Below are 23,928 nucleotides of genomic sequence, written 5' to 3' on the forward strand. Positions count from 1 at the left end.
GTCCCGGGCACCAGCGCCTCCTCGTCGCTATCCTATTTCGTCTTTCGCCATTCCTTGATGAAACGCAGGAACACCAGCAACGGCATTGGTACTTGACGGCGGCTGGGGTGGTACAGATAAATTCCTTGAAGGGTGTGGCCCCAGCCGGGCAACACGCGGATCAATTTGCGGTCGGCGAGGGCGCCCTGAATCAACGGCTCTGACAGGTACGCCACCCCCACTCCGTCGAGCGCCGCGCCCATCATCAGGTCGAAGTCGTTGACGATGAGCGAGCCTTCGACGGCGATTTCGGTCTGCCGCCCGCTCCGCTCGACGATCCAACGTTGGATCGAACCATCGTGTGGCAGCCGATACCGGATGCAATTGTGGCCGCGAAGGTCTTCCGGGCGCACCGGAGCCGGCTTGCCTGCGAGATAGACCGGCGAGGCGACCACGATCAGCCGGAACGGATCGAAGACGCTGATGACCTTCATGTCCCGTTCGACCATATCGCCAACGCGAATGCCCGCGTCAAAGCGGTGCCTGACAATGTCAATGTTGGTGTCGTCGATTTCCAGATCGAGTCGGATCTCGGGATATTCGTCGAGGAACGGCTTAATCAGTTGGGCGAGCACGCGGGTTGCGAATGTCCGTGACACTGCAAGCCGCAGCGTTCCAATCGGCTTATCGCGATAGCGATTGACGCTCTCGATCGCATCGTCGACGCCTTGCAGAAGCGGCTGGATCTCCGCCAGCAGTCGCTCGCCGGCCTCGGTGAGAGCCACGCTACGGGTGGTCCGGTTGAAAAGCCGGACGTCCAACCGGTCTTCGAGGGCCTTTACCGTCAGGCTCACGGTGGGCAGCGACAGTCCAAGTTGGTGCGCCGCCCTGGTGAAGCTCAGGTGATCTGCGACCGCGACGAACGCGGCCAATTCGGCCAATTCGACCCGCGCCATTGTTTGCCGTCTCCAAAGACCCAATTCGGTTTCTTCATTCTTATCAAACTGAGTTGGAATGCTCAAATTGCCCGAAGAGACCACGAACGACCGGTTGCCGTGATCGTGCGCGAGACGGCGAGCATCAAATCCGGCACCACGCCGGTCTGCCGGCGAACACGGAGGAACGAGCTGTGGACCAACAACAATCTTCGAGCCGGTCTCACCATGTCGCGTCGGCCGCGAGGCGCCACGATGCCGCATCCACAGCCGTGTCAACGCGAAACCGCCCGCAACGGCGCGGTTATTGGCCGGCGATTTGCGTCGGGCTGCTGATCGGGCTCGCTCTGGCGGCGAACTGGGTCTTCGAATATTTGACGGTCGATCAATATCTCGTCTCCACGGACGACGCCGTTGTAAAGACGCAGGATGTCGGGATCGTCACGCCCCAATCCGGCACCGTGCGGGATGTTCTTGTGGTGGACGATCAGCAGGTCGCGGCTGGGCAAGCGGTCGCCAAACTCGAGCTGGCCGACGACGCGCTGGAGCGTCTCCGCGTCCAAACCGCATGTCATGATGTGGGCACGGCACCGTCACGCGCGCTGGCCAACAGCGAGCCACGTCGGGTCATCACCATCGTCGCGCGCTCTGCCGGGACCGTCAACATCAATGGTCTTCACATTGGTCAGGCCGTAGCGGCGGGTGCTCCCCTGATGTCGCTCGTCCTGCCGGGACCTCCCTACGTCATCGCTCGCCTTGCCGTGTCGCAGATGACCTATGTTGCCAAAGGGCAGCCCGTCTGGATCGAAATCGCAGCGTTGCCGAATCTGCAGCTCACCGGACATGTCGTCGGCCTGGCTCTGCGCGACGGCGACGACCCTGGGATGTTTCAGAATGGCGACGTTGCATCTCGAAGCGGTGACGATGGGGTCGTCATCAAAATCGTCCTCGACAACAACCGCGGTGCCGCCAAACTTCGATCCGGCATGTCGGTCCGCTCGACGATCCATACCGGCTTAATCGGAACCGGGCCGCCCTTGGCAACGCTGCTTAATCGCAGCGCAGCAGCCGCTCACATTCAGCAGGGTATCTAGCCAAACAACCATTCTCCAGCGTCAATTCGCCGATCTTTGGCATGCAGCGATTTGACGTCCACGGCCGGCTCAATCGGAGCCGTCCGTCATGGCCCGAAGACCGCGGAAGCCGCCCTCGAGCTGCGCCTTCCACGTCGTGATCTGGCTCGGGTGAACACCGACATGTTCACCAGATGAACCAGCGTTCGATCGCCCTTGATAGCCGCCAACGCAACCTTTGAAAGCCGGTGTGTGGTTCCGGCGCAGTCGTCTGCTCATCCCCGGGTCGCGACGCTCATCGCCACCGTCAGGCAGACCTCTCACTTATCGTCGATGCAGATTTCCGGACCACCTCTCTTACCCCTGGTTGCATTGGTCAAGTTTGCAGTCCGGCTCAGCCGGAGCGCCGCAGCAAGCCAACGTCAGAATTCCAGACAGGCAGCTGTCAACAATCGGCGCACCGCGTTGGCTGCAGATTCTGCGATATCGGCGCCGGGCGGCGCCGCCACTGTGCGGGATCGCGGACACGATCTCCCCTCCGGCTTCGCCTTATCCTACTAATCCCTTGTTATACATCGATTAGTTCGTTTGGCACGGTGCTTGCTGAACTGTTTGCCGGAAAGGCTGTGCGCAATCCCTGAGCGGTTGCGCTCACCCACTGGAAGACGTTGCTAGGACAGATCATGAAGAACAGAAATGCACTTGTCACCGGCTCCACAAGTGGAATCGGTCTGGCGACCGCGCGCGAACTGGCCAATCGTGGCTGCCACGTCATGCTCAACGGCTTCGGTGACGCCGGGGAGATCGATCGGCTGTGCGCCGAGATCGCCGCGCGCAGCGGGACCAAGGTCGTCCACTCCGGCGCCGACCTCAGCCGGCCGGAAGAAATCCGCACTATGCTGGCGCAGGCGGACGAAGCCTTGGGCCCGCTCGACATCGTGGTGAACAACGCCGGCACGCAGCATGTCTCGCCGGTGCAGAACTTTCCCGACGAGAAATGGGATCTGTTGCTCGCGGTGAATCTGAGCGCTGCATTCCACATCATCAAGGCCGTGGTGCCCGGGATGATGCAGCGGGGCTGGGGGCGGATCGTCAACACCTCGTCGGTGCTCGGGATGGTGGGCGCGCCGCACAAGCCGGCCTACGTCGCCTCGAAGCACGGCCTGATCGGCCTGACCAAATCGGTGGCGATCGAAGTCGCCGAGCACGGCGTCACCTGCAACGCGGTGTGTCCGGGCACGGTGCTGACCGCGATCATCGAAAAGCAGATCGCTCAGCAAGCGCTGGCCACCGGCCTGCGTGAGGATCAGGTGATGAAGGAAGTCTTCCTCCGCGAAATCCCGACGAAAAAGATCATCCCGCCCGAACACCTCGCCGCCACCATCGCCTTCCTGTGCTCGGAGGAGGCCGGCTCCATCACCGGCGCCGCCATCGCCGTGGACGGCGGCTACACCGCGCACTGACGCGCAGCCAACGGCAGGTCGAGGATCTGCCCCAGCGGAGCGCGTTGCCTGCGGACGTGGAGCGCGCGTTGCCAATCATCCGGCCACCGTCGCGCTCTGCTCAAATACTTGCACTTTAGGAACGACTATCATGGACACTCTTCTCAAAGACACCGTAAAGCCGACGCTGATCGAGAACGTCACCTATGACGAGTTGGATATTGGTAGTTCGGCGGGCTTCATCCGCACGGTGACGCGAAACGACATCGCCATCTTCGCGGCACTCTCCGGCGACGTGAACCCGGCGCATCTTGACGAGGAATATGCCGCCGCCTCGATGTTTAACGGCGTCGTCGCCCACGGCATGCTCACCGCGGGGTTCATCTCGACGATCCTCGGAACCATGCTGCCTGGGCCTGGCGCGATCTATTTGAGCCAGAGCCTGCGGTTCTGTTGCCCGGTCAAGCCCGGCGACCGGATCACCGTCACGGTGACGGTGACCGCCAAGGACGACGAGAAGAAGCGGGTTACGCTGGACTGCCGCTGCTTGAACCAGGACGGCACCGATGTGGTTGTCGGAACCGCTCTTGTGATCGCGCCGGTCGAACGGATTGTGCGGCAGCGCCCCGATTTGCCGGAACTGCAAGTGCTCCACCATGAGAGACACCAGGCACTGCCCCGGCAGTCCCACACCGTCACGGCCTAGCTGCCGTCGCGTTGCTACGCGGCGTCAGACCCCAAACGATCGTTCGCCCGATACTCTTTGATCGGTCCGATCGCGATCCTTCCACTTCATGGACCTCAGTTGAGAACCGGAGCTATCACAATGGACGACAAATCTTTTTCCACCCTGTCCCCCGATCAGGGGCTGTTCAACCTGTCGGGCAAGAAAATCCTTGTCGTCGGCATCGCCAACGATAGCTCGATCGCGTGGGGATGCGCCAAGGCTTACCGCGCCATGGGGGCTGACCTTGCGATCACGTATTTGAACGACAAATCCGAGCGGTTCGTCCGTCCGTTGGCCGAGCAGCTCGAGGCCTCGATCATTTTGAAGGCCGACGTGACGCGGGAAGGTGAACTCGAGGCCGTCTTCGACACGATTAGCAGCAAATGGGGCCGGTTGGATGGCCTGCTGCATTCGATTGCCTTTGCCCCGATGGCGGACCTGCACGGGCGCGTCGTCGATTGCTCCCGCGAAGGCTTCATGATGGCAATGGACGTGTCGTGCCATTCCTACATTCGCATGAGCAAGCTGGCCGAACCGCTGATGCCCGAAGGAGGATCGATCCAAACCCTGAGTTATCTCGGCGCCGACAAGGTGGTTGATCACTACAATATCATGGGGCCGGTGAAGGCGGCGCTGGAAAGCGTGACGCGATATTTGGCGGCCGAACTTGGTCTGAAGGGCATTCGGGTCAATACGCTCTCGCCAGGCCCGCTGAAGACCCGCGCCGCCAGCGGTATCGGTCACTTCGACGAGTTGATCGCCAAAGCGACGGAACGCGCGCATACGCATCAGCTCACCACGATCGAGGAGGTCGGCGCGTATTCCGGCTTTCTCATGACTGACCAGGCGCGCTCGGTCACCGGTGAACTGCACTACATTGATGGCGGCTACAACACCGTCGGCTGAACCGAGCAAGGAGCGGGTTGGAAGACACGATAGACGCCAGCCCAAACCGTACCATTAGAAGTTGATCAACGTTTGATCGGCCGCGATATCCGCGGCCGGTCAAGCGGGTTTTGCCGTTCCGGGTGTTTCGCGCGGCAGCCCGAATCCCGTCGACGAAGCGCAGCGCGTTTCTGGCCGTACAGGCCGGCGAATTGTGGCCGGTGCCGGCTATGTAGCCCGAGTTGCATTGACTCAGCAGGGCCAGCCTTGCCCGCCTTCTTCCGAACTGACCTCTTGATCGGACGCGAAAGCCGTCGGTCCGCCGCGCAGCGATGCGTTGCCGCCGGCGGCATGCCACGCGTCGGTCGTTGTTGCTCCGGTGCCGGTTTAGTTAGTCGATGCCGCCGCTCGGACCGAGTCAGAATTCAGGACAAAGCCGCGTCAAGAATTACTGCACGGCGGCGCCGCCGGGATCGTTGAAATCCGCAAATTGCGCCGAAATCCGCTGTGCCGGATCGAGTTACATGACGATTTTTCGTTGGCATGACGCTTGCTGAGCAGTTGTCGACAAGAAACGTGCGGAATGCAAAGCGGACCTCAACGTCGGCCTTCGGGACTATCGCAGAGATAGTTGTCGAAGGCAGGTCGGTCGGGCTGATGGATAGCAGAAGGCGCGGCTTGCCAAAGCACCGGCATCATCGACGCATCACGTGCGTCTTGACGCGGTTGCTCTCACCCACCCGAAGACGTTGCTAGGACAAATCATGAAAAACAGAAATGCACTTGTCACCGGCTCCACAAGTGGAATCGGTTTGGCGACCGCGCGCGAACTCGCCAATCGTGGCTGCCACGTCATGCTCAACGGCTTCGGTGACGCCGGGGAGATCGATCGGCTGTGCGCCGAGATCGCCGCGCGCAGCGGGACCAAGGTCGTCCACTCCGGCGCCGACCTCAGCCGGCCGGAAGAAATCCGCACTATGCTGGCGCAGGCGGACGAAGCCTTGGGCCCGCTCGACATCGTGGTGAACAACGCCGGCACGCAGCATGTCTCGCCGGTGCAGAACTTTCCCGACGAGAAATGGGATCTGTTGCTCGCGGTGAATCTGAGCGCTGCGTTCCACATCATCAAGGCCGTGGTGCCCGGGATGATGCAGCGGGGCTGGGGGCGGATCGTCAACACCTCGTCGGTGCTCGGGATGGTGGGCGCGCCGCACAAGCCGGCCTACGTCGCCTCGAAGCACGGCCTGATCGGCCTGACCAAATCGGTGGCGATCGAAGTCGCCGAGCACGGCGTCACCTGCAACGCGGTGTGTCCGGGCACGGTGCTGACCGCGATCATCGAAAAGCAGATCGCTCAGCAAGCGCTGGCCACCGGCCTGCGTGAGGATCAGGTGATGAAGGAAGTCTTCCTCCGCGAAATCCCGACGAAGAAGATCATCCCGCCCGAACACCTCGCCGCCACCATCGCCTTCCTGTGCTCGGAGGAGGCCGGCTCCATCACCGGCGCCGCCATCGCCGTGGACGGCGGCTACACCGCTCACTGACGCGCAGCCAACGGCAGGTCGAGGATCTGCCGTAACCCCCTTTCATGGAGGAAGTCATGGACTTTCTAATCTGCCTCCTATCGCTCGCCTTCCTGATGTTCGTGGCTTATCGGGGCTTCAGCGTCATCTTGTTCGCACCGATCGCCGCCATTGGCGCCGTCATGCTGACCGACCCAGGCAACATTCTGCCGGTCTACAGCGGCCTGTTCATGAGCAAGATGGTGACGTTCATCGAGAACTACTTCCCGCTGTTCTTGCTGGGCGCCTTGTTCGGTAAGCTCATCGAGATGTCGGGCTTTGCGCAGTCGATCGTGACCACGGTGCTGCGCATGATCGGCCGCAATCAAACTCTGCTGGCGATTTGCATCGTATCAGCCGTGCTGACCTACGGCGGAGTTTCGCTATTCGTCGTCGCGTTCGCCGTCTATCCGTTCGCCGCGGAAATGTGCCGATCCACTGACGTTCCCAAAAATCTGATTCCCGCCACCATCATTTTCGGTGGTGCGACCTTCACGATGGACTGCCTGCCGGGGACGCCGGCGATCGTCAACATCATTCCGACCTCGTTCTTCCACACCAACATCTACGCAGCGCCGGTGCTTGGGATGATCGGTGCGACTTTGATCTTCTGTAGCGGCTACGCTTACCTTGAGTGGTCTCGCCGCCGCATGATGGCCAAGGGCGGAGGCTATGCGGCGACCTGCGAACTGCGCTCGGAACCCGAAGTCCTCGCCGACGCAAGCCTGCCGAATCCCTGGGTGGCGATCAGCCCCTTGGTCATGGTCGGCGTGCTCAACCTGTTCTTCACCAAGATGCTGCCGGTCTGGTACCCGGCCAAGATCGTGGTGGAGATGAACGCGATTACCAAGCCGATCACGGTGAATCTCCCTGCACTTCAGGGCATCTGGGCGGTCGAGATCTCGCTGGCGATCGCCTGTCTGTTCGTGGTCTGCACCTCCTTCAAGACATTGAAGGCAAAGTTTGCGGCGGCCAGTCAAACCGCTGTGGGTGGCGCCATGCTGGCGACCATGAACACGGCGACGGAGTACGGCTACGGTTCGGTGATCGCCGCGCTGCCGGGTTTCCTCGTCATTCGCGACGCGTTGACGTCGATCCCCAATCCCTTGCTGAACGAGGCCATCACCATCAATGCGCTGGCCGGAATCGTCGGCTCGGCGTCGGGCGGCATGAGCATTGCGCTGGCGGCGATGGCCGACAGCTTCGTGGCCAGCGCCAACGCAGCCGGCATCCCGCTCGAGGTGTTGCACCGTGTCGCCGCCATGGCGAGCGGCGGCATGGACTCGCTTCCGCACAACGGCGCGGTCATCACCATCATGGCCGTTTGCGGCCTCAACCACAGAGAAGCCTACCCCTACATTTTCGGAATTGTCATCTGCAAGACCTTCGCCGCTTTCGCGGTGATCGGGATCTACTACCTGACCGGGTGGGTCTGAGCCTTCATCTGCAAATCAACCATGGAGAAAGACTATGAGTAAGCTGGTCATCACTGCAGCGATCACGGGCGGCGTCCACGTCCCCAGCCTGTCGCCTTATTTCCCCCACACCCCGGCAACGGTCATCGAACAGGCGGTCGGCGCCGCCGCCGCCGGCGCGGCGGTGGTTCACATCCACGCCCGCGATCCCAAGGACAGTCGCCCAAGCAGCGACGTCCAGGTGTTCGAGGACATCGTCAGCGCTATCGATCAGCAATGCGATGCCGCGATCTGCATCACCACCGGCGGCGGACTCGGCATGTCTTCGGAAGAACGGTTGAAGCCGGTCAACATCCTGCGACCGGAATTGGCGTCGCTCAATGCGGGCTCGATGAACTTCGCGATCCACCCGCTGGCCGACAAGATCAAGCAGCCGAAATTCGACTGGGAGATCCCTTACCTGAAATCCACCGAAGACCTGGTGTTTCCGAACACGTTCAAGAGCCTCAAGGTGTTCTCTGCCGGCATGCAGGCGGTCGGCACCAAACCGGAGCTCGAAGTCTATGACGTCGGCATGATCAATAACATTAAGTACCTGATCGACACCGGCGCGCTGAAGACTCCGGTCTATCTGCAGTTCGTGATGGGCATCCTGGGCGGCATGCCGGCGACGCCTGCGAATCTGCTGTTCCTGGTCGATACCGCGCAGAAGCTGATCGGTGCGGAAAACTTCGTGTGGTCGTGCTGCGCCGCCGGCCGGAATCAAATGCCGCTGCTCACTTTGGCCATGACGCTGGGCGGCAACGTCCGTGTCGGGCTGGAGGACAATCTCTACATCGGACCCGGCCAGCTGGCGAAGAGTAGCGCCGAGCAGGTCGAGAAGATCATCCGCATCGCCAAGGAATTGAACTTCGAGATCGCGAGCCCCGCGGAAGCCCGTCAGATCCTTGGTCTGAAGGGGCAGGCGGAAGTGGGCTGGGCGGCCCGCTCCAACGCGCAGCGCAAGGTCGCCGGCGGCAAAGGGGGGCAGCTATGAGAAAAGTCATCGCGTTATCCGATGCGGTCGAACGCATTCCGGAAGGCGCCGTGCTGATGATCGGCGGCTTCACCGGCATCGGCGCGCCGCTGCGGCTGATCGACGAGTTGGTGCGGCAGCGCAAGAGTGAGCTGACCATCATCACCAACGACACCGGGCGGCCCAATGTTGGCATCGGGAAGCTGGTCAGCGAGCGACTTGTCTCGCGTGTCATCGCCAGCCACATCGGCCTCAACCCGGACACCCAGAAGCAGATGATCGCCGGCGAGATCGAGGTCGAACTGGTGCCGCAGGGAACGCTGGCCGAACGCATCCGCGCCGGCGGCTTTGGCCTCGGCGGCATCCTCACCCTCACCGGCCTCGGCACCTTGGTCGAGGAGGGCAAGGCGACCGTCGATGTCGACGGCCAGACCTTCCTGCTGGAAAGGCCGCTCAGGGCCGATTTCGCCCTCGTCGCGGCCAAGCGTGCGGACTACGGCGGCAACCTCGAATACGCGTTCACCGCGCGTAACTTCAACCCGCTGATGGCGATGGCGGCCACGACCGTCATCGCCGAGGCCGATGAGATCGTGCCGGTCGGGGTTATCTCGCCCGACGCGGTCGTCACGCCGAACGTCGTCGTGGACCACCTGGTAGCCAAGGAGCGTCGTCATGGATGAGAAAACCATCATCGCCAAGCGTGTGGCGCTGGAACTACACGACGGCGAGCTCGTCAATCTGGGCATCGGCCTGCCCACGCTGGTGGCGCGCTATCTGCCCGATGACGTTGAGGTGTTCCTGCAGTCGGAGAATGGCCTGATCGGCGTCCAGGCATTGCCGGAGGAGGGACTGGAGGACGACAACCTCACCGACGCCGGCGGCGGCCCGATCGGCGCGGTGCCGGGGGCGGCCGCCTTCGACAGCGCGATGTCGTTCGGGCTGGTTCGCGGCGGGCATCTCGACGTCACCGTCCTCGGCGGGCTGCAAGTGGACCAGCAGGGTCAGCTCGCCAACTGGATGGTGCCGGGCAAGATGGTGCCGGGCATGGGCGGCGCGATGGATCTGGTGTCGGGCGCCAAGCGGGTGATCGTCGCCATGCAGCACTCCGCCAAGGGTCAGTCGAAGATCCTGAAGCGCTGCACGCTGCCGGTCACCTCGGTGCGTCGGGTCGATCTGATCGTCACCGACCTCGCCGTTATCGAGCCGACCCCGGACGGCCTGCTGCTCCGCGAGGTCGCCCCCGGCGTCACCGTCGAACAGGTCATCGTTGCCACCGAGGCTGAGCTGATCATTCCGGTCTATGTGCCAACGATGCCGATCGATGTGGAGACCGGCGGCAAGGTTGCCGACGTCGCGCCATTGTCGAGCCCACTGCCAGAGCAAGTCCGTTGACCGTTGATATCATTGTTGCCGGTGCCGACCGGACGGCCGGCGCGGTGGCAATGGCGGCTGGGCACGGCCGCTACGTTGCCGGTGTTCTTCATCGGCCACTGCTTCTTCTGAATCGCCCTCAAGGACCACATCATGAGTAACATCGTCATCGCCGCTGCCGCCCGCACCGCGGTCGGATCCTTCAACGGCAGCCTCGCCAGCATTCCCGCCCACGATCTCGGCGCCGCCGTGATCCGCGAGGTGCTGCTTCGCGCCAACACCGAACCGGCCGACGTGAGCGAGGTCATCCTCGGCCACGTGCTCACCGCGGGGCAGGGGCAGAACCCGGCGCGACAGGCGGCGATCGCCGCCGGGATTCCCGCCGAATCCAGCGCGTTCTGCATCAACCAGGTCTGCGGCTCCGGGTTGCGCAGCGTCGCGCTCGGCGCCCAGGCCATCCAGGCCGGCGACGCCGAGATCATGGTGGTCGGCGGTCAGGAAAGCATGAGCCTGTCGCCGCATTTCGTGCAGCTGCGCGGCGGCATCAAGATGGGCAACGCCGAACTGCAAGACACCATGATCAAGGACGGGTTGTGGGAGGCCTTCAACAACTATCACATGGGCACCACCGCAGAGAACGTCGCGCGGGCGTTTAACCTCACCCGCGAGGCGCAGGACGCGTTCGCCTTGAAGTCGCAGCAGAAGGCGGCCGCCGCCCAGCAGGGCGGCCGGTTCCGCGATGAACTGGTTGCCATCACCGTCAAGACCCGCAAGGGCGACGTGGTGGTCGACAGCGACGAACATCCGAAGCCTGGTACCACGGCGGAGACCCTGGCCAAGTTGCGCCCGGCTTTCGCCAAGGACGGCACGGTGACCGCCGGCAACGCCTCCGGTCTCAATGACGGCGCCGCCGCGCTGGTGCTGATGCGGGAACAGGATGCGGTGCGTCGCGGTCTGGTGCCGCTGGCTCGCATCGCGTCCTGGGCCACGGCCGGCGTCGATCCCGCCATCATGGGCACCGGCCCGATCCCGGCCAGCCGCCTCGCGCTGCGCAAGGCCGGCTGGAGCGTCGATGCGCTGGATCTCATCGAAGCCAACGAGGCCTTCGCCGCGCAGGCGCTGGCGGTGAACAAGGAGATGGGCTGGGATCCGGAGCGGGTCAACGTCAATGGCGGGGCGATCGCGCTCGGCCATCCGATCGGCGCATCCGGCGCCCGCATCCTGGTCACGCTGCTGCACGAAATGCAAAAGCGCGATGCCAAGAAGGGGCTTGCCACGCTTTGCATCGGCGGCGGCATGGGCGTCGCGCTCTGCGTCGAACGCTAGAGCGGCCGCAATTGCTCGGCAGGCCGCGGCCTGCCGAGCAATTACTCCGCCCGCGCCGGTCACAGACCGGCTCCGCGTCGCCACCTGCGGACGCCAAAATCGCGGGATTTTGGATCGATTAGTCACGCGGAACGACCAGTAGTCCGCGATCGCTTTGTCGCGCCTGGTTTCGGCCGTCGGCCGACGTCGTTTGTCGCTATCAGCAACATGGAATCCACATGTCCTATACGTCGCAACTCGTCCTGGTGATCAATTGCGGATCCTCGTCGCTCAAATTCGCGGTGATTCCCGCGCTCGGCGGCGCGCCGCTGGCGAGCGGTTTGGCGGAATGTCTCGGGCTTGCCGAGGCGAGGCTGGTGATCAAGTCCGGCGAGACCAAGACCAGCAATTCGCTGCACGGCGGCGCCCATGACGCGGCGCTGGCGGCGATCCTGCGTTATCTCGACGAGCAAAGCCTGCTCGATCGCATCGTCGTGGTCGGGCATCGCGTCGTGCACGGCGGCGAGCGCTTCACCGCGTCCGCTTTGGTGACGCCGGAAGTTCTCGCCGACATCGAGGCGGTGTCGGCGCTGGCGCCGCTGCACGGCCCGGCCAATCTGCTCGGCATCCGCGCCTGCTCGCAAGGGTTGCCGTCGGTGCCGCAGGTGGTGGTGTTCGACACCGCGTTCCATCAGACCATGCCGTGCGCGGCATTCACCTACGCGATCCCGCAGCACCTCTATCGCGACTTCGGCGTGCGGCGTTACGGCTTCCACGGCACCTCGCATCGCTACGTCGCCCGCCAGGCGGTCGAGCTGCTGCGGCTCGATCCGCAGGATCATGGCATCGTCATCGCGCATCTCGGCAACGGCGCCTCGGCGACCGCGGTCAGCAACGGCGAGAGCGTCGACACCACCATGGGGATGACCCCGATCGAGGGCCTGGTGATGGGCACCCGCTGCGGCGACATCGACTTCGGCGCGGTGGCGCATATCGCCCGCACCGCGCGGCTGAGCCTCGACGAGGTCGACGCCATGCTCAATAAAGAAAGCGGGCTGCTCGGCATTTCCGAACTGTCGAGCGACTGCCGCACGCTGGAGCAGGCCGCCAAATCCGGCCACGCCGGCGCCATCCTGGCGCTCGACGTGTTCGTGCACCGGCTGGCGCGCCACATCGGCGGGCTCGCCGCCTCGCTGGATAATTTCGACGCCTTGGTGTTCACCGGCGGCATCGGCGAGAACTCGGCGCTGATCCGCGCCAAGACCATCGAGAGCCTGCGAGTGTTCGGCTTCACGCTGAACCGCGAGGCCAACGAGCGGATGTTCGGCGGCCGTTCCGGCCGGATCAGCCGCAGCCGGCGGCCGACCGCCGTGGTCATCCCCACCGATGAAGAAGGCCTGATCGCCAACGACGCCGCGACCCTGGTCGGCATCTTTCCCTCGGCAAGCGCTCCGGCGCAGCCCCACGACCTTCACTTCGCCTGATCCACCATCGCCGGAAGAACCTCATGAATACGCCGTCGCGCCATCGTACTTTCTATCTTGTCCCGGTGTCCCGCGATGCCGGGCTCACCTCCGTGACGCTCGGTCTGGTCAGGGCCCTGCACCTCACCGGCCTACGGGTCGGGTTCGTCAAGCCGATCGTGCAGCCCGAGGTCCGCTCCGGTGATCTGGACCTTGCGGCGCATTTTGCCCGCACCTTGTGCGGGGCCTCCGCGCCGGATCCAATTTCGATCGATCACGCCGCCGAGATGGTGCGCTCCGGCCAGCTCGGCGGGCTGATGGAAGAAGTGGTGTCGATGGTCGACACGGTGCGCGCCGACTGCGACGTGGTGATCGTCGAGGGTCTCATTCCCAACGTCGATTTCCAGATCGCGACGAGGTTGAACATCGAGATCATCCGCTCGCTCGGCGCCGATCTCATTCCGGTGTTGGCCGGCGGCGCGCACAGTGCGGCGGCGCTGGCCGCGAAGGCCGCCGCCGCCGCCGAGCAATATGGCGACGATGGCCGTCGGCCGATCGCGGGCCTGTTGATCAACCGCTGCGCCGATGCCGCGGCGGCGACGGCGTTGTCCGCGCTCGGCGCGCTGACGCTGAAGGGCTACTCCACGCCGGTTCGAATCCTCGCCGCGGTGCCGAACGCCGCGCATCTGCGGGCGCCGCGATTGATCGACATCGCCGATGATCTTGGGCTGAGCATCCTCAACCGCGGCGACATCGAGAGCTCGCGGGTGCAGACCGTGGTAGTCGCCGCGCGCTCGGCGGAAAAGCTGTTCGGCGATCTGCGGCCCGGAACTCTGGTGGTGACGCCGGCCGATCGCAGCGACGCAATCCTTGCGGCCGCGTTGGTGGCGCAACGCGGCATGCCGCTGGCCGGCTTCGTGTTCACCTGCGGCGGGCGTCCGGCGCCCGAGGTGGCGGCGGTGCTGGCGGCGGCGCCGCTCGATCGGCTGGCGCTGCTCTGCACCGAAGATGATACGTTTATCACCGCCTCGAAGCTCGCCAACCTGTCGGCGCACGTCAACCGCGCCGATGCCGACCGCATGGAGCGGGTGATCTCGTTCATCGCCGAGCAGGTCGACACCGCGCCGCTGGCGGATCGTCTCAACCTGCCGGTCGACGGCTTGATGCCGCCGCCGGTGTTCCGGCATCGTCTCGTCGAGCGGGCCCGCGCCGCCATCCGTCGGATCGTGCTGCCCGAAGGCGAGGAGCCGCGCACCATTCGCGCCGCCGCGATCTGCGCGGAGAAACGCATCGCCCACTGCATCCTGCTCGGCGCGCCGGAGCGCATCCGCGAGGTCGCGGCGGCGCACGGCATCGACCTGCCGGACAGCGTCGAGATTGTCGATGCCGAACAGCAACGCAGCCGCTACGTCGCGCCGCTGGTCGAGCTTCGCAAAGCCAAGGGCCTGACCAAACTGCAGGCCGAGATCATGCTGGAAGATGCCGTGGTGCTCGGCACCATGATGCTGGCGCAAAACGATGTCGACGGACTGGTGTCCGGCGCCATTCACACCACCGCCTCGACGGTGCGTCCGGCGCTGCAGCTGATCAAGACCGCGCCGGGCTCCAGCATCGTCTCCAGCGTGTTCTTCATGCTGATGCCGGATCAGGTGCTGGTCTATGGCGATTGCGCGATCAACCCGGATCCGACCGCCGACGAACTCGCCGAGATCGCGATTCAGTCGGCCGACTCCGCCGCCGCGTTCGGCATCGAGCCGCGGGTGGCCATGATCTCCTACTCGACCGGCGCGTCCGGCGCCGGCGAGGACGTCGACAAGGTGCGCCGCGCCACCGACAAGGTGCGGGCGCTGCGCCCGGATCTGATCGTCGACGGCCCGATCCAATACGACGCCGCCACGGTGGAAAGCGTCGGCCGGCAGAAGGCGCCGGGCGGCCCGCTCGACGGCCGCGCCAACGTCTTCATCTTCCCCGACCTCAACACCGGCAACACCACCTACAAGGCGGTGCAGCGCTCGGCCAACGTCATCTCGGTCGGCCCGATGCTGCAGGGGCTGCGCAAGCCGGTCAACGACCTGTCGCGCGGCGCCCTGGTCGACGACATCGTCTACACCATCGCGCTCACCGCGATCCAAGCCGCCGCCCGCGACGCCGGCGGCAAGTTGGCCGCGGCGGCAGAGTGAGGAGCGAGCCGATGCGCGACGGCGCCGGATCGCGAGGAGGTCAAGGCAAGCTCGGCTCGTGGATGGACGCAGATGCCAAGCTCCAGCTCAGCCTGCGCGATCCGTACTTGCCCGATAGTGACGTGGACGTGCGCTCGAAAATGGCGCTGCACGACCAAGGTGATCCCCGCCCGCGGTTGCGGCGCTGCATGGAGTGACGAAGATGCTTGCTCGTGATGTGATGACGGCCGGAGTTTCCGTCGTGGGACTAAGTTCATCCTCAGCCGATGTTGCGCGCGTACTGCTCGCGTCGCGCGTCAGTGCCGTGCCTGTCGTCGACGGCGACGGCGCTCCGATCGGCGTCGTCAGCGAATGGGATCTCGTCGGCCAGCGCACCAGCGACCGCATCGCCAAACGCGATCAATGGCTGTCGCGACTGGCGGAAGGACAACCTCTGGCGGCCGAGTACCTGCAATCCGTCGATCCAGCCAACCGAAGCGCCGCTGAGATCATGCATCGGCCGCTGATCGCCGTCCCGGAGGCGACGCCCATCGCCGAAGTCGCGCGCCTGATTACCGAACATCGGATCAAACGGGTCTTCGTCACCCGTGACGGTCGCCTGGTCGGCGTGGTGTCGCGGAGCGACCTGGTGCGGGCGTATTTCGCCGCGACCGTTCCGTCCGCGCCGCCGCCGCGCGTGCCGTTCGAACAGACATCCTCGATCGCCCCGCCGGCCCGCGCCGCCGCGCCGCTGCCGGCGCCAAATCCTTCGGCCTCCGAAGTTGCAGAGCGGCCCAGCGCCCACGAATTCGACCTTCTTGTCGCAACCGCGGAGGACTCCGAACGCGCGCAACGCGCCGCCGCCGAGCGACTGGCGGGCGAGACGCGGCGCGCGCTGGTATCAGAGCTGCAGCAGAAGACGCTCAGCGAGGCGGCCTGGCACACCGCGATCGAGGGGGCGCGGCGCGCGGCCAAGCTCGGGCTGCGCGAATTCCTGCTGATCCGGTTTCCGTCCGAGCTGTGCAGCGATCGCGGGCGCGCCATCAATGCCATGGATCCGAGCTGGCCCGAGACCTTGATCGGGGAGGCGGCCGACGTGTTCGCACGCTGGCAGCAGGACTTGAAGCCACAGGGATTCGGGCTCACCGCCCAGATCCTCGACTTCCCCAACGGCTTTCCCGGCGATGCGGGTCTCACCCTGCGATGGGGTCGCTGATCGGGATCGCCCGCCGTCCTATCGCGGCTTCCGGCCTGAAGACGCGGTAGCAGTCCGGCACTAGGCCAGTCGAACTAAGCAGGGGGAGTCAGGCCCCCAGCTCTCGCTGTTCAGCTTCCGCGGCAACACCATATTGCGTATCGAGCGAGATGTTGTGCCTGCTCATCTTCGCATACAGATTGGTGCGTGCCAGTCCGAGCTTCCGCGCAGTTTCCAGCTTGTTGCCTTTCGCCTCGGTGAGCGCGGTCAGGATGAGCGAGCGCTCGTACTCATCGACCGCTTCGGCCAGCGGGCGTTTCCGGCTCGGCGCAGCGAGACGGGGGGCGATTTGCGGAAGAATCTCGGCGAAGTCGTCGGCCGTAATTTGATCCCCATCGGTGCGCGCATAGACTTGCTCGATGACATTGGCCAATTCGCGCACGTTTCCGGGCCAGTCGTGGGCGTGCAGCAACTCCAACGCTTGCGGCGTGACGTTGCGCATCGGCTGGTCGAAAGTGGCTGCGGTCCGTTCTGAAAACAGCGAGGCGAGGATCTCCAGATCCTCCTTACGGTCCCGCAGCGGAGGCAGGTGAACCGGAAAGACGTTGAGACGGTAGAACAGATCGGCGCGGAATTTGCCTTCCTTGATCATTTCCGGGAGCGCCCGACTTGTTGCCGCGATAATACGGACGTCGACCTTCACCACCTGATTGGACCCGAGCGGCTCGACCTCGCGCTCCTGCAGCACGCGCAGCAGCTTGACCTGCAAGGACAACGGCATGTCGCCGATCTCGTCAAGGAACAGCGTGCCGCCATGCGCCAACTGGAATTTGCCGGGACGCGGCTGATGGCTGGCACCCGTATAGGCTCCGGGCGCGACGCCGAAGCATTCCGCCTCGAGCAGGTTCTCGGGAATGGCAGCAACGTTGAGGCCGACGAAGGGGCCATTCACCCGATCCGAAGCCGCATGGATGGCATGCGCCGCCAGCTCCTTACCAGTCCCGGTTTCGCCCAACAGAAGGGCGGACGAGTTGATCTGGCCGCCTTTTCGGATCAGCCGTTTCAACCGGAGCATGGCGGGACTGAAGCCCACAAGATTCTCCACCGTGTATTTCGATGTGCGGGCGGCCGCGAGCTTCTTCTCCATAAGGACCAGACGCGATTGCAGCTTGTTGAAGCGATCCGCGATCGGCCGAAGCAGTGTGACGCTGTTCTTGAGAGAGAAAGAAATCGCGCCGATGACGGCCCCGGTTTGATCCCGTAACGGCAGCCGGCTCACCAGAAGCGTGTGCTCGCCATACTTTATGACATCGAGTGGAATAGAGCGCCCGGTTTCCACAACTTCGCGCATGCGGCTGTGCGGGATGAGGCTCTCCACAGGCTTGCCGACCGCCTTGGCGCAGGCGTCGGGTCCGAGCCCCAACAAGGTCATCTGCTTTGGGCTGAACCAGACGTGCTTCTCGTTAAGCCAGACGATGCGGGAGTCCTGGTCTATCAGGAGGGCCCCATCGATCATTTCGTCGATCATCTCCAACAGATCGCGTGCCGCGGCGAATTGTTCGTTCCGTGCGCATAGCATGCCTGAATCCCCTTCAAAGCCCGCCGCAGTTCTGTCCTGAATTGGTCTGGACGCCTTGCGTTGGATCAACGCCGCGAGCGAGCGGCAGAACTCATATCGTGCGCCCTGAGGCTACGCCCCGGCTGGCCGAGACCGCGGCAGCGCAAATCGCCCGCGTTCCTTGGGGGGCCGTCGACGTAAATGTTGTAGGACGACGATCGCGCTGATCGCCTCTTTGCCGACAAATCCCAGGCGCCCGCGCGCAATGCGGGCGAGATCTATCTGTTTAGTTGAAACGATGGCGCCATGCACGGCGACCGCATGGGATGGGATCGTCTTGATGTATCCTAGATCGATGCCAACGGTGACGGGGCCTGCACCGTCAAGCGCGCGTTCTTTTCCAAACTTGATAAGGCGGTCTCGCTCTAGAGCATTTTCGGTTCGGATTGATGCGGTTCAAGAGTCCGGGCCGTCATTCCGGGGCACGAGCAGCGTCAGCTGCGAGTGAGCCCGGAATCCATATGTGGACGGCCCCCGAGCCACAAGAGTTTTTGATGTCGGATCGGATCGCTTGCATCCATATGTCCGGCCTGTTGATGCGGTCGCTTTGGACCGCTGGCCAAGATGGTTTCCGCGACGCGAGCTCCACACATAGTCACGACCTTTACGTGCCAATGGATTCCACGGACTGTCTCGCCTCTCGGATCGATCGATCGCGCCATCTGTCTCCTCTTGCAGCTCCGGCCCGGCCGGCGGGCGAATGCCTGCCGGCCGATCTCTCAGGCGGCGTGCGGCGATGCGTTCAGCATCCGCGCGCCGTCGTAATTTTCTCCGGTCAGCATCAGCTTCCAGGCGATCCGGGCGATCTTGTTGGCGAGCGCTACCGCCGCGAGCTTGGGCGGCTTGCGCGCCAGCAGCGCCAGCAACCACGGCGACGCCCGGCCGCGGCCACGGCGCACCTGCTGGATCACCGCGGTCGCTCCCGCCACCAACAGGCTGCGTAGCAGTTCATCGCCGGCGCGGGTGATGGTGCCGAGCCGAAGCTTGCCGGCGGTGGAATGATCCTTCGGCGTCAAGCCGAGCCAGGCCGCAAAGGCCCTGGCCGAGGCGAAGGTCTGCGGCACCGGCGTTTTCATCACCAGCGCACTGGCGCCGATCGGTCCTACTCCGGGAATCTGCGCCAGCCGCCGGCTGCAGGCGTCGGCGCGATGCCAGGCCAACAGCTTGGCGTCGATCACCTTCAGCTCATTCTGCAGTCGCGCGTAGTCCTGGCCCTGCAGCGCGAACAGCTCGCGCGCCAGCGTCGGCACGGTGTCGTCCTGCGCGATCCGCAACAGCAGCGGCTCGATCTTGTCGAGACCTCTCGGCGAGATCAGGCCGAATTCCGCGGCATAACCGCGAATCGCATTGCTCAGCTGGGTACGCCTTGCGATCAGCTGCTGCCGCAGTCCCATCAGCATCAGCGCCGCCTGCTGCTCCGCGGTCTTCACCGGCACGAACTCCATCGTCGGCCGGCTCATCGCCTCGCACAACGCCTCGGCGTCGCGCCCGTCGTTCTTGTTGCGCTTGACGTAAGGCTTGACGTGCTGCGGCGCCAACAGCTTCACCACGTGGCCGAGTTTGCCCAGCTCCCGCGCCAGGTAGTGCGCCGCACCGCAGGCCTCGATCCCGATCGGCGTCGGCGGCAGCTTGGCGAAGAACGCCAGCATCTCCTTGCGCCGCAGCTTCTTGCGCAGCACCGGCTTCTCGGCGGCATCGACCCCGTGCAGCTGGAAAAAATGCTTCGACGTATCCATCCCAATGCGGATAATCTGCTCCATGGACGGCTCCCATGTTTGAGTTTGCGACAACCTCATTCTGGCACAAAGCGATGCCGTAGGGGGCCGTCCACACCATCATAACCACCGCAGGGAGTAGAGATTCCGGACTTGTTCGTTCTTCGAACTCGCAATCCGGAATGACGCCGACATTGGTTGGATGATTCAATCCTCACCGAAAATGCTCTAATTCTGGAAGACGAAGCTGCCCAAGTCTCGTCGAGGAAGTTCAGACTGGCGCTCTTCGATCGCCCGATGGTCGTGCCCACTTCCCCATCGGTCGAACTGGACGCCTCACCGCCGAGGCATGACCCTGATCGAGCGCCGCAACGCCATGGAGCTGTTCCGCGACCAGGCCGCCGACCAGTTCCTCCGCCACTCCGGATCGCATTGGCTCCCGCGCGCCGGCGCGCTGGTCAACCACCGCGTGCTGACCGCGGCTGTGATCGACAGTCACGACAAAGAATAGATCGAGAAAATGAAGGGGGCGGGCAAGTAATATATATGGCGTGAACGTTCTAGTACGCAAAGTACCATATTCAGGACGAATAGTCCCATCATTCAACTGTAGAACAGTCAATGGTTTCCATGCGTTAAACTCTATCGGACGTAGCCTTCTACTTGTCGCATCATGAATGCGATGAGAACCAGAAGGAATCTCGTCTATGCCCTCCGACATCACCTTGTCCTCCGCCACACGCCAGAATCTGCTCTCGCTGCAGGATACGGCGGAATTGCTGGCAACCACGCAGAGCCGGCTCTCGACCCAAAAGAAGGTCAATTCGGCGCTCGACAACCCGGTCAACTACTTTGCCGCGCAAGGCCTCAGCGCGCGCTCGGCCGACCTTCTCAACCTGATGGACGGCATCGCCAATGGCGTTCAGACCGTCCAGGCCGCCAACCAAGGCATCACCCGAATCCAGGGCCTGATCGACGCCGCCAAGAGCGCCGCGCAGCAGGCGCTCGCTGTGCAGAACACATCGGCCGGATCGACGGCGACAGGAGCCGTGGTGGCTGCCGCCAATGGAAAGTCGCTGCTTGCGACGGGCTCGAGCGGCACCGGGGCCGCGGCCGACGGTACCCACGACTACAGCGGCGCCAACGGCACCGCGGCCGCTTCGATCTTCAGTGTCACGGACGGCTTTGGAAATGCCGCGACCGTAACGCTGGATCGCAACCGCCTGGCTCAGAATGTCAAGGACCTCTCGAAGGTCACCTCGACCGAGATCGTGTCCCAGATCAATCAGCAGCTTAGCCAGGCCGGTGGTTTTGCGGCCGCCTCGCTGACGACCGACGGCCGGCTGACCTTCACATCGACGATGACTGGGACCGATGCGGCGCTGAAGGTCGCCACCCTGACCGGGAACACGGTCGATGTCGGCTTTGGCGCCAACGTCGGTACAACCGTCACCGCGACCGGCATCGACTCGACGGACGGCTCGGCCAAGGCGAGTGTCTCGGGGGCGACCATCACCGCGCTTGGTGCGGCAAGTAACTTCGATCTCACGAGCGGCGACGCCTCCATCTCCGTGCAGCTCGGAAACGGGCTTACCAAGACCATCAACCTCAACAAGACCGCTGATGCGAGTCTCGGCGTGGCCACGCTGAAGGCGCAGGATATCGCGACCGCCATCAACAACCAGCTCAAATCCGACACCGGAATTTCGGGCAAGGTCGTGGCCACCTACGACAACGTCGCCGGCACGGTCTCGCTACGCACCACGGCGGCGGGCGGTGATCAGAAGATCACGGTCACCTCGGCCTCGACCAGCACCAAGGATATCGGCTTCGGTATTGGCGGTGACACCACCAAGGCCAGAACAGCGGCCGGCGCAGGCGCGACGGCTGCCAACGGCAACAATCAACGCGCCGTGTTGGCGCAGCAGTTCAACGACCTGCTGACGCAGATCTCGCAGACCGCACAGGATGCCCGCTATCAGGGCATGAACCTTCTGTATCGCACGGGCAGCGATCCGAAGGAGAACACTCTGCACCTGCAATTCAACGAGAAGGATTCGAGCTTCCTCGAAATCAAGGGTGTGAAGTTCGACGCCATGGGTCTCGGGATCACGCAGGTGACCGGCAATTTTGCGTCGAACGAGGAAATCAAGACAGCAACCAGTCAGTTGACGAATGCTGCCTCGACGCTGCGAAGCCAGGCCTCGACGTTCGGCTCGAATCTGACGGTGGTGCAGAACCGGCAGAACTTCACCAAGCACATGATGAACATCCTCGACAAGGGTGCATCCGATCTCACCAGGGCCGATCTGAACGAGGAGACAGCGAACCAGCAGGCGCTGTCGCTACGCAACTCGCTCTCGATCTCCGCGCTGTCGCTCGCCAACCAATCGCAGCAGAGCATCCTGCAGCTGCTGCGAGGCTAGTACGTCTTCAGAAGTAGTTCGAGGAGGGAGCGGGCAGCTCGGCCTCTGCGGCCCCAGAACGGGGCATCGCAGAAGTCCATTTGGAGCCACTGGCGCGGCGAGCTTTGTGCCGCGCCAGCGATTCCTCCGAATGGGAGTAGCTCCGTCAAGTCCCAACCCGCGTCACCACGAGACGGCATTGCGCAGGCACGCGAACCAATTCATCCCCCCTACGACAAGGCAAGACAATGAGCATCACCGCCGCAATCAACACGGCAATCAGTGGAATGGCCGCGCAGTCCTATGCCATCGGCAACATCTCAGGGAACATAGCGAACGCGCATACACCAGGGTTCAAGCGGATCGATACCAGCTTCGCGGATCTCGTCTCCAATCAGGGTCCCAAGCGTACCCTGGCGGGACCTGTCCTTGCAGAGGCAAGGTTCACAACGTCCGTGCAAGGCCCTCTGACCGCCACTGGCGTCGGCACCAACATGGCGATCAATGGCTCGGGCTTCTTCACCGTCATGCAGCGGGAGTCCGGCTCCGCACAATCCGTGTACACCCGCCGCGGTGACTTCGCGGTCGATAAACAAGGGTATCTGGTCAACGGAACTGGCGGTTATCTACTCGGCAACAATCTCGATCCCGTGTCAGGCCGAGTAACGTCTTCCGGTCTGATCAAGATCGCCAATACCACCTTGCCCGGGCGGCAGACCACGCGGATCGACTACGCAGCCAACCTGCCGAAGGTGCCGACGACGACGGCTTCGGTCGGCGGCGATTCATCGCCTTACACGGTCGCGAGCGCTGTTGTCATTGACCCGACACTGACAGCACCGGACCTCACCAAGAAGGTGGTCGGGGCAGCGCAGGTGCCGGCCTTCCTCGATAAGTCGCTGATGGGCCCGTCGCTGACGATGTATATGGCCGGAGGAAGCCCGGCGTCGCTGTCGACGCGCTGGGCCAAGGTGCAGGACGCCGCAGCCACGGCGACGCCGCCGAAGAACGCGATCTGGAATCTGTTCTATGCGTCGAGCTCGACTGCCGCCAAGGACAGCGACTGGGTCAATGTCGGATCGGCCTTCTCGTTCGACTCCGCCGGAAAGCTCGTACCGCCGGCCCATGCAACCGTATCAAGCAGCGGAGCCGTCTCTCTCAAGATCCCGCAAGTCGCCGTCGATGGTGTGAGCGTCGGCGACATCACGATGAATCTCGGCAGCAGCGGGCTCACTCAAAATGCCGCCTCCGCCGGCACCGTGACGACCAACGCGCTGGCACAGGACGGCTACGCGTCGGGAAGCCTGAAAAGCCTTTCCGTCAGCGGGGATGGCACGATCGTCGGCTCGTTCTCCAATGAGATGACAGCCTCCGTCGCAACGGCAGGCGTCGTCAACTTCATGAATCCCAATGGCCTGCGACCGACGTCCGGCGGCAACTACGAGCAGTCTCGCGATTCCGGCGCGCCGCTCGCGGGCCTCAACGGTGGAACCATCGTTGGAGGCAACATCGAGGGCTCCAATTCAGACGTCGCGGGGCAGTTCTCGAAACTGGTGGCAACGCAGCAGGCTTACTCCGCGAACGTGAAGGTCATGACGACCGCGAACCAGATGATGGCGGATCTGCTCAATGCAGTTCGCTGATGGCCCGGGCACATGAGCCAG

Annotated in this window: 20 protein-coding genes and 1 pseudogene; 17 read left to right on the forward strand and 4 right to left on the reverse strand. The window is 63.7% G+C overall.

The genetic code is table 11. From position 1 onward, the window contains the following. Nucleotides 1–32: 32 nt before the first annotated feature. Nucleotides 33–935 carry a LysR family transcriptional regulator gene (locus RPC_RS09995; RefSeq protein WP_011472453.1) on the reverse strand — a complete coding sequence of 301 codons (903 nt, stop codon included), beginning with the start codon at nt 933–935 and terminating at the stop codon, nt 33–35. A gap of 557 nt (nt 936–1,492) precedes the next feature. On the opposite strand from RPC_RS09995, the gene RPC_RS26780 reads away from it, so the two are divergent. Further along, entirely contained in the window at nt 1,493–2,008 is a 516-nt protein-coding gene (locus RPC_RS26780) for an HlyD family efflux transporter periplasmic adaptor subunit (protein ID WP_415914839.1), read from the forward strand. Here the strand turns inward: RPC_RS26780 and RPC_RS26785 are convergent. Beyond that, a pseudogene (locus RPC_RS26785) lies at nt 2,004–2,266 on the reverse strand (transposase); the annotation flags it as partial. The gene RPC_RS26780 and the pseudogene RPC_RS26785 sit on opposite strands and share 5 nt — an antisense overlap. 404 nt (nt 2,267–2,670) lie before the next feature. Here RPC_RS26785 and RPC_RS10005 point away from each other — a divergent pair. The 13 genes from RPC_RS10005 (at nt 2,671) to RPC_RS10065 (ending at nt 16,547) form a co-directional block, all read left to right on the forward strand. Continuing rightward, entirely contained in the window at nt 2,671–3,450 is a 780-nt protein-coding gene (locus RPC_RS10005) for a 3-hydroxybutyrate dehydrogenase (protein ID WP_011472456.1), read from the forward strand. Nucleotides 3,451–3,580: 130 nt separating this feature from the next. Then, a complete protein-coding gene (locus RPC_RS10010; protein ID WP_011472457.1) occupies nt 3,581–4,135 on the forward strand; it encodes a MaoC/PaaZ C-terminal domain-containing protein in 555 nt (184 codons plus the stop codon). Between the two features lie 120 nt (nt 4,136–4,255). Continuing rightward, a complete protein-coding gene (gene fabI, locus RPC_RS10015; RefSeq protein WP_011472458.1) occupies nt 4,256–5,062 on the forward strand; it encodes an enoyl-ACP reductase FabI in 807 nt (268 codons plus the stop codon). 743 nt (nt 5,063–5,805) lie between these two features. Next, nucleotides 5,806–6,585, forward strand: coding sequence for a 3-hydroxybutyrate dehydrogenase (locus RPC_RS10020; RefSeq protein ID WP_011472456.1), 780 nt, complete (start codon nt 5,806–5,808; stop codon nt 6,583–6,585). 56 nt (nt 6,586–6,641) lie between these two features. Continuing rightward, the gene (locus RPC_RS10025; RefSeq protein WP_011472459.1) at nt 6,642–8,039 is read left to right on the forward strand and encodes a GntP family permease; all 1,398 of its coding nucleotides are present in this window, start codon (nt 6,642–6,644) and stop codon (nt 8,037–8,039) included. Nucleotides 8,040–8,073: 34 nt separating this feature from the next. Beyond that, a complete protein-coding gene (locus tag RPC_RS10030) occupies nt 8,074–9,054 on the forward strand; it encodes a 3-keto-5-aminohexanoate cleavage protein (RefSeq protein WP_011472460.1) in 981 nt (326 codons plus the stop codon). Then, entirely contained in the window at nt 9,051–9,713 is a 663-nt protein-coding gene (locus tag RPC_RS10035) for a CoA transferase subunit A (RefSeq protein ID WP_011472461.1), read from the forward strand. Before RPC_RS10030 ends, RPC_RS10035 begins: the two co-directional genes overlap by 4 nt. After that, nucleotides 9,706–10,425 carry a 3-oxoacid CoA-transferase subunit B gene (locus RPC_RS10040; RefSeq protein WP_011472462.1) on the forward strand — a complete coding sequence of 240 codons (720 nt, stop codon included), beginning with the start codon at nt 9,706–9,708 and terminating at the stop codon, nt 10,423–10,425. Before RPC_RS10035 ends, RPC_RS10040 begins: the two co-directional genes overlap by 8 nt. A 132-nt stretch (nt 10,426–10,557) precedes the next feature. Beyond that, on the forward strand, nt 10,558–11,730 hold the full coding sequence (locus RPC_RS10045; protein WP_011472463.1) for an acetyl-CoA C-acetyltransferase: 1,173 nt from the start codon (nt 10,558–10,560) through the stop codon (nt 11,728–11,730). 218 nt (nt 11,731–11,948) lie between these two features. After that, nucleotides 11,949–13,193, forward strand: a complete 1,245-nt coding sequence (locus RPC_RS10050) for an acetate/propionate family kinase (RefSeq protein ID WP_011472464.1) — start codon at nt 11,949–11,951, stop codon at nt 13,191–13,193. Between the two features lie 23 nt (nt 13,194–13,216). Then, nucleotides 13,217–15,352, forward strand: a complete 2,136-nt coding sequence (pta, locus tag RPC_RS10055) for a phosphate acetyltransferase (protein WP_011472465.1) — start codon at nt 13,217–13,219, stop codon at nt 15,350–15,352. An 11-nt stretch (nt 15,353–15,363) separates the two neighbouring features. Next, nucleotides 15,364–15,549: a hypothetical protein gene (locus tag RPC_RS10060; protein WP_157043171.1), complete on the forward strand. Its 186-nt coding sequence runs from the start codon at nt 15,364–15,366 to the stop codon at nt 15,547–15,549. 5 nt (nt 15,550–15,554) lie between these two features. Next, nucleotides 15,555–16,547, forward strand: coding sequence for a CBS domain-containing protein (locus tag RPC_RS10065; protein ID WP_011472466.1), 993 nt, complete (start codon nt 15,555–15,557; stop codon nt 16,545–16,547). 88 nt (nt 16,548–16,635) lie between these two features. On the opposite strand, the gene RPC_RS10070 is transcribed toward RPC_RS10065, so the two are convergent. Then, the gene (locus tag RPC_RS10070; protein ID WP_049766196.1) at nt 16,636–18,054 is read right to left on the reverse strand and encodes a sigma-54-dependent Fis family transcriptional regulator; all 1,419 of its coding nucleotides are present in this window, start codon (nt 18,052–18,054) and stop codon (nt 16,636–16,638) included. Between the two features lie 809 nt (nt 18,055–18,863). Beyond that, nucleotides 18,864–19,904: an IS110 family transposase gene (locus RPC_RS10075; protein WP_011471442.1), complete on the reverse strand. Its 1,041-nt coding sequence runs from the start codon at nt 19,902–19,904 to the stop codon at nt 18,864–18,866. Nucleotides 19,905–20,208: 304 nt separating this feature from the next. On the opposite strand from RPC_RS10075, the gene RPC_RS26120 reads away from it, so the two are divergent. The 3 genes from RPC_RS26120 (at nt 20,209) to RPC_RS10085 (ending at nt 23,907) form a co-directional block, all read left to right on the forward strand. After that, the gene (locus RPC_RS26120; RefSeq protein WP_157043173.1) at nt 20,209–20,370 is read left to right on the forward strand and encodes a hypothetical protein; all 162 of its coding nucleotides are present in this window, start codon (nt 20,209–20,211) and stop codon (nt 20,368–20,370) included. A gap of 196 nt (nt 20,371–20,566) precedes the next feature. Continuing rightward, the gene (locus tag RPC_RS10080) at nt 20,567–22,285 is read left to right on the forward strand and encodes a flagellin (protein WP_011472468.1); all 1,719 of its coding nucleotides are present in this window, start codon (nt 20,567–20,569) and stop codon (nt 22,283–22,285) included. Between the two features lie 227 nt (nt 22,286–22,512). Continuing rightward, nucleotides 22,513–23,907: a flagellar hook protein FlgE gene (locus tag RPC_RS10085; protein WP_011472469.1), complete on the forward strand. Its 1,395-nt coding sequence runs from the start codon at nt 22,513–22,515 to the stop codon at nt 23,905–23,907. Nucleotides 23,908–23,928 lie beyond the last annotated feature (21 nt).

Source organism: Rhodopseudomonas palustris BisB18 (assembly GCF_000013745.1).
In the GTDB taxonomy this organism is placed as follows: domain Bacteria; phylum Pseudomonadota; class Alphaproteobacteria; order Rhizobiales; family Xanthobacteraceae; genus Rhodopseudomonas_A; species Rhodopseudomonas_A palustris_F.

Coding starts and splice junctions, on each gene's coding strand:
- RPC_RS10035 (WP_011472461.1), top strand. CDS start 9,051: ATGAGAAAAGTCATCGCGTTATCCGATGCGGTCGAACGCATTCCGGAA.
- RPC_RS10075 (WP_011471442.1), bottom strand. CDS start 19,904: ATGGAGCAGATTATCCGCATTGGGATGGATACGTCGAAGCATTTTTTC.
- RPC_RS10070 (WP_049766196.1), bottom strand. CDS start 18,054: ATGATCGACGAAATGATCGATGGGGCCCTCCTGATAGACCAGGACTCC.
- RPC_RS10025 (WP_011472459.1), top strand. CDS start 6,642: ATGGACTTTCTAATCTGCCTCCTATCGCTCGCCTTCCTGATGTTCGTG.
- fabI (WP_011472458.1), top strand. CDS start 4,256: ATGGACGACAAATCTTTTTCCACCCTGTCCCCCGATCAGGGGCTGTTC.
- RPC_RS10065 (WP_011472466.1), top strand. CDS start 15,555: ATGCTTGCTCGTGATGTGATGACGGCCGGAGTTTCCGTCGTGGGACTA.
- RPC_RS10020 (WP_011472456.1), top strand. CDS start 5,806: ATGAAAAACAGAAATGCACTTGTCACCGGCTCCACAAGTGGAATCGGT.
- RPC_RS09995 (WP_011472453.1), bottom strand. CDS start 935: ATGGCGCGGGTCGAATTGGCCGAATTGGCCGCGTTCGTCGCGGTCGCA.
- RPC_RS26120 (WP_157043173.1), top strand. CDS start 20,209: ATGACCCTGATCGAGCGCCGCAACGCCATGGAGCTGTTCCGCGACCAG.
- RPC_RS10005 (WP_011472456.1), top strand. CDS start 2,671: ATGAAGAACAGAAATGCACTTGTCACCGGCTCCACAAGTGGAATCGGT.
- pta (WP_011472465.1), top strand. CDS start 13,217: ATGAATACGCCGTCGCGCCATCGTACTTTCTATCTTGTCCCGGTGTCC.
- RPC_RS10085 (WP_011472469.1), top strand. CDS start 22,513: ATGAGCATCACCGCCGCAATCAACACGGCAATCAGTGGAATGGCCGCG.
- RPC_RS10050 (WP_011472464.1), top strand. CDS start 11,949: ATGTCCTATACGTCGCAACTCGTCCTGGTGATCAATTGCGGATCCTCG.
- RPC_RS10040 (WP_011472462.1), top strand. CDS start 9,706: ATGGATGAGAAAACCATCATCGCCAAGCGTGTGGCGCTGGAACTACAC.
- RPC_RS10030 (WP_011472460.1), top strand. CDS start 8,074: ATGAGTAAGCTGGTCATCACTGCAGCGATCACGGGCGGCGTCCACGTC.
- RPC_RS10010 (WP_011472457.1), top strand. CDS start 3,581: ATGGACACTCTTCTCAAAGACACCGTAAAGCCGACGCTGATCGAGAAC.
- RPC_RS10080 (WP_011472468.1), top strand. CDS start 20,567: ATGCCCTCCGACATCACCTTGTCCTCCGCCACACGCCAGAATCTGCTC.
- RPC_RS10045 (WP_011472463.1), top strand. CDS start 10,558: ATGAGTAACATCGTCATCGCCGCTGCCGCCCGCACCGCGGTCGGATCC.
- RPC_RS10060 (WP_157043171.1), top strand. CDS start 15,364: ATGCGCGACGGCGCCGGATCGCGAGGAGGTCAAGGCAAGCTCGGCTCG.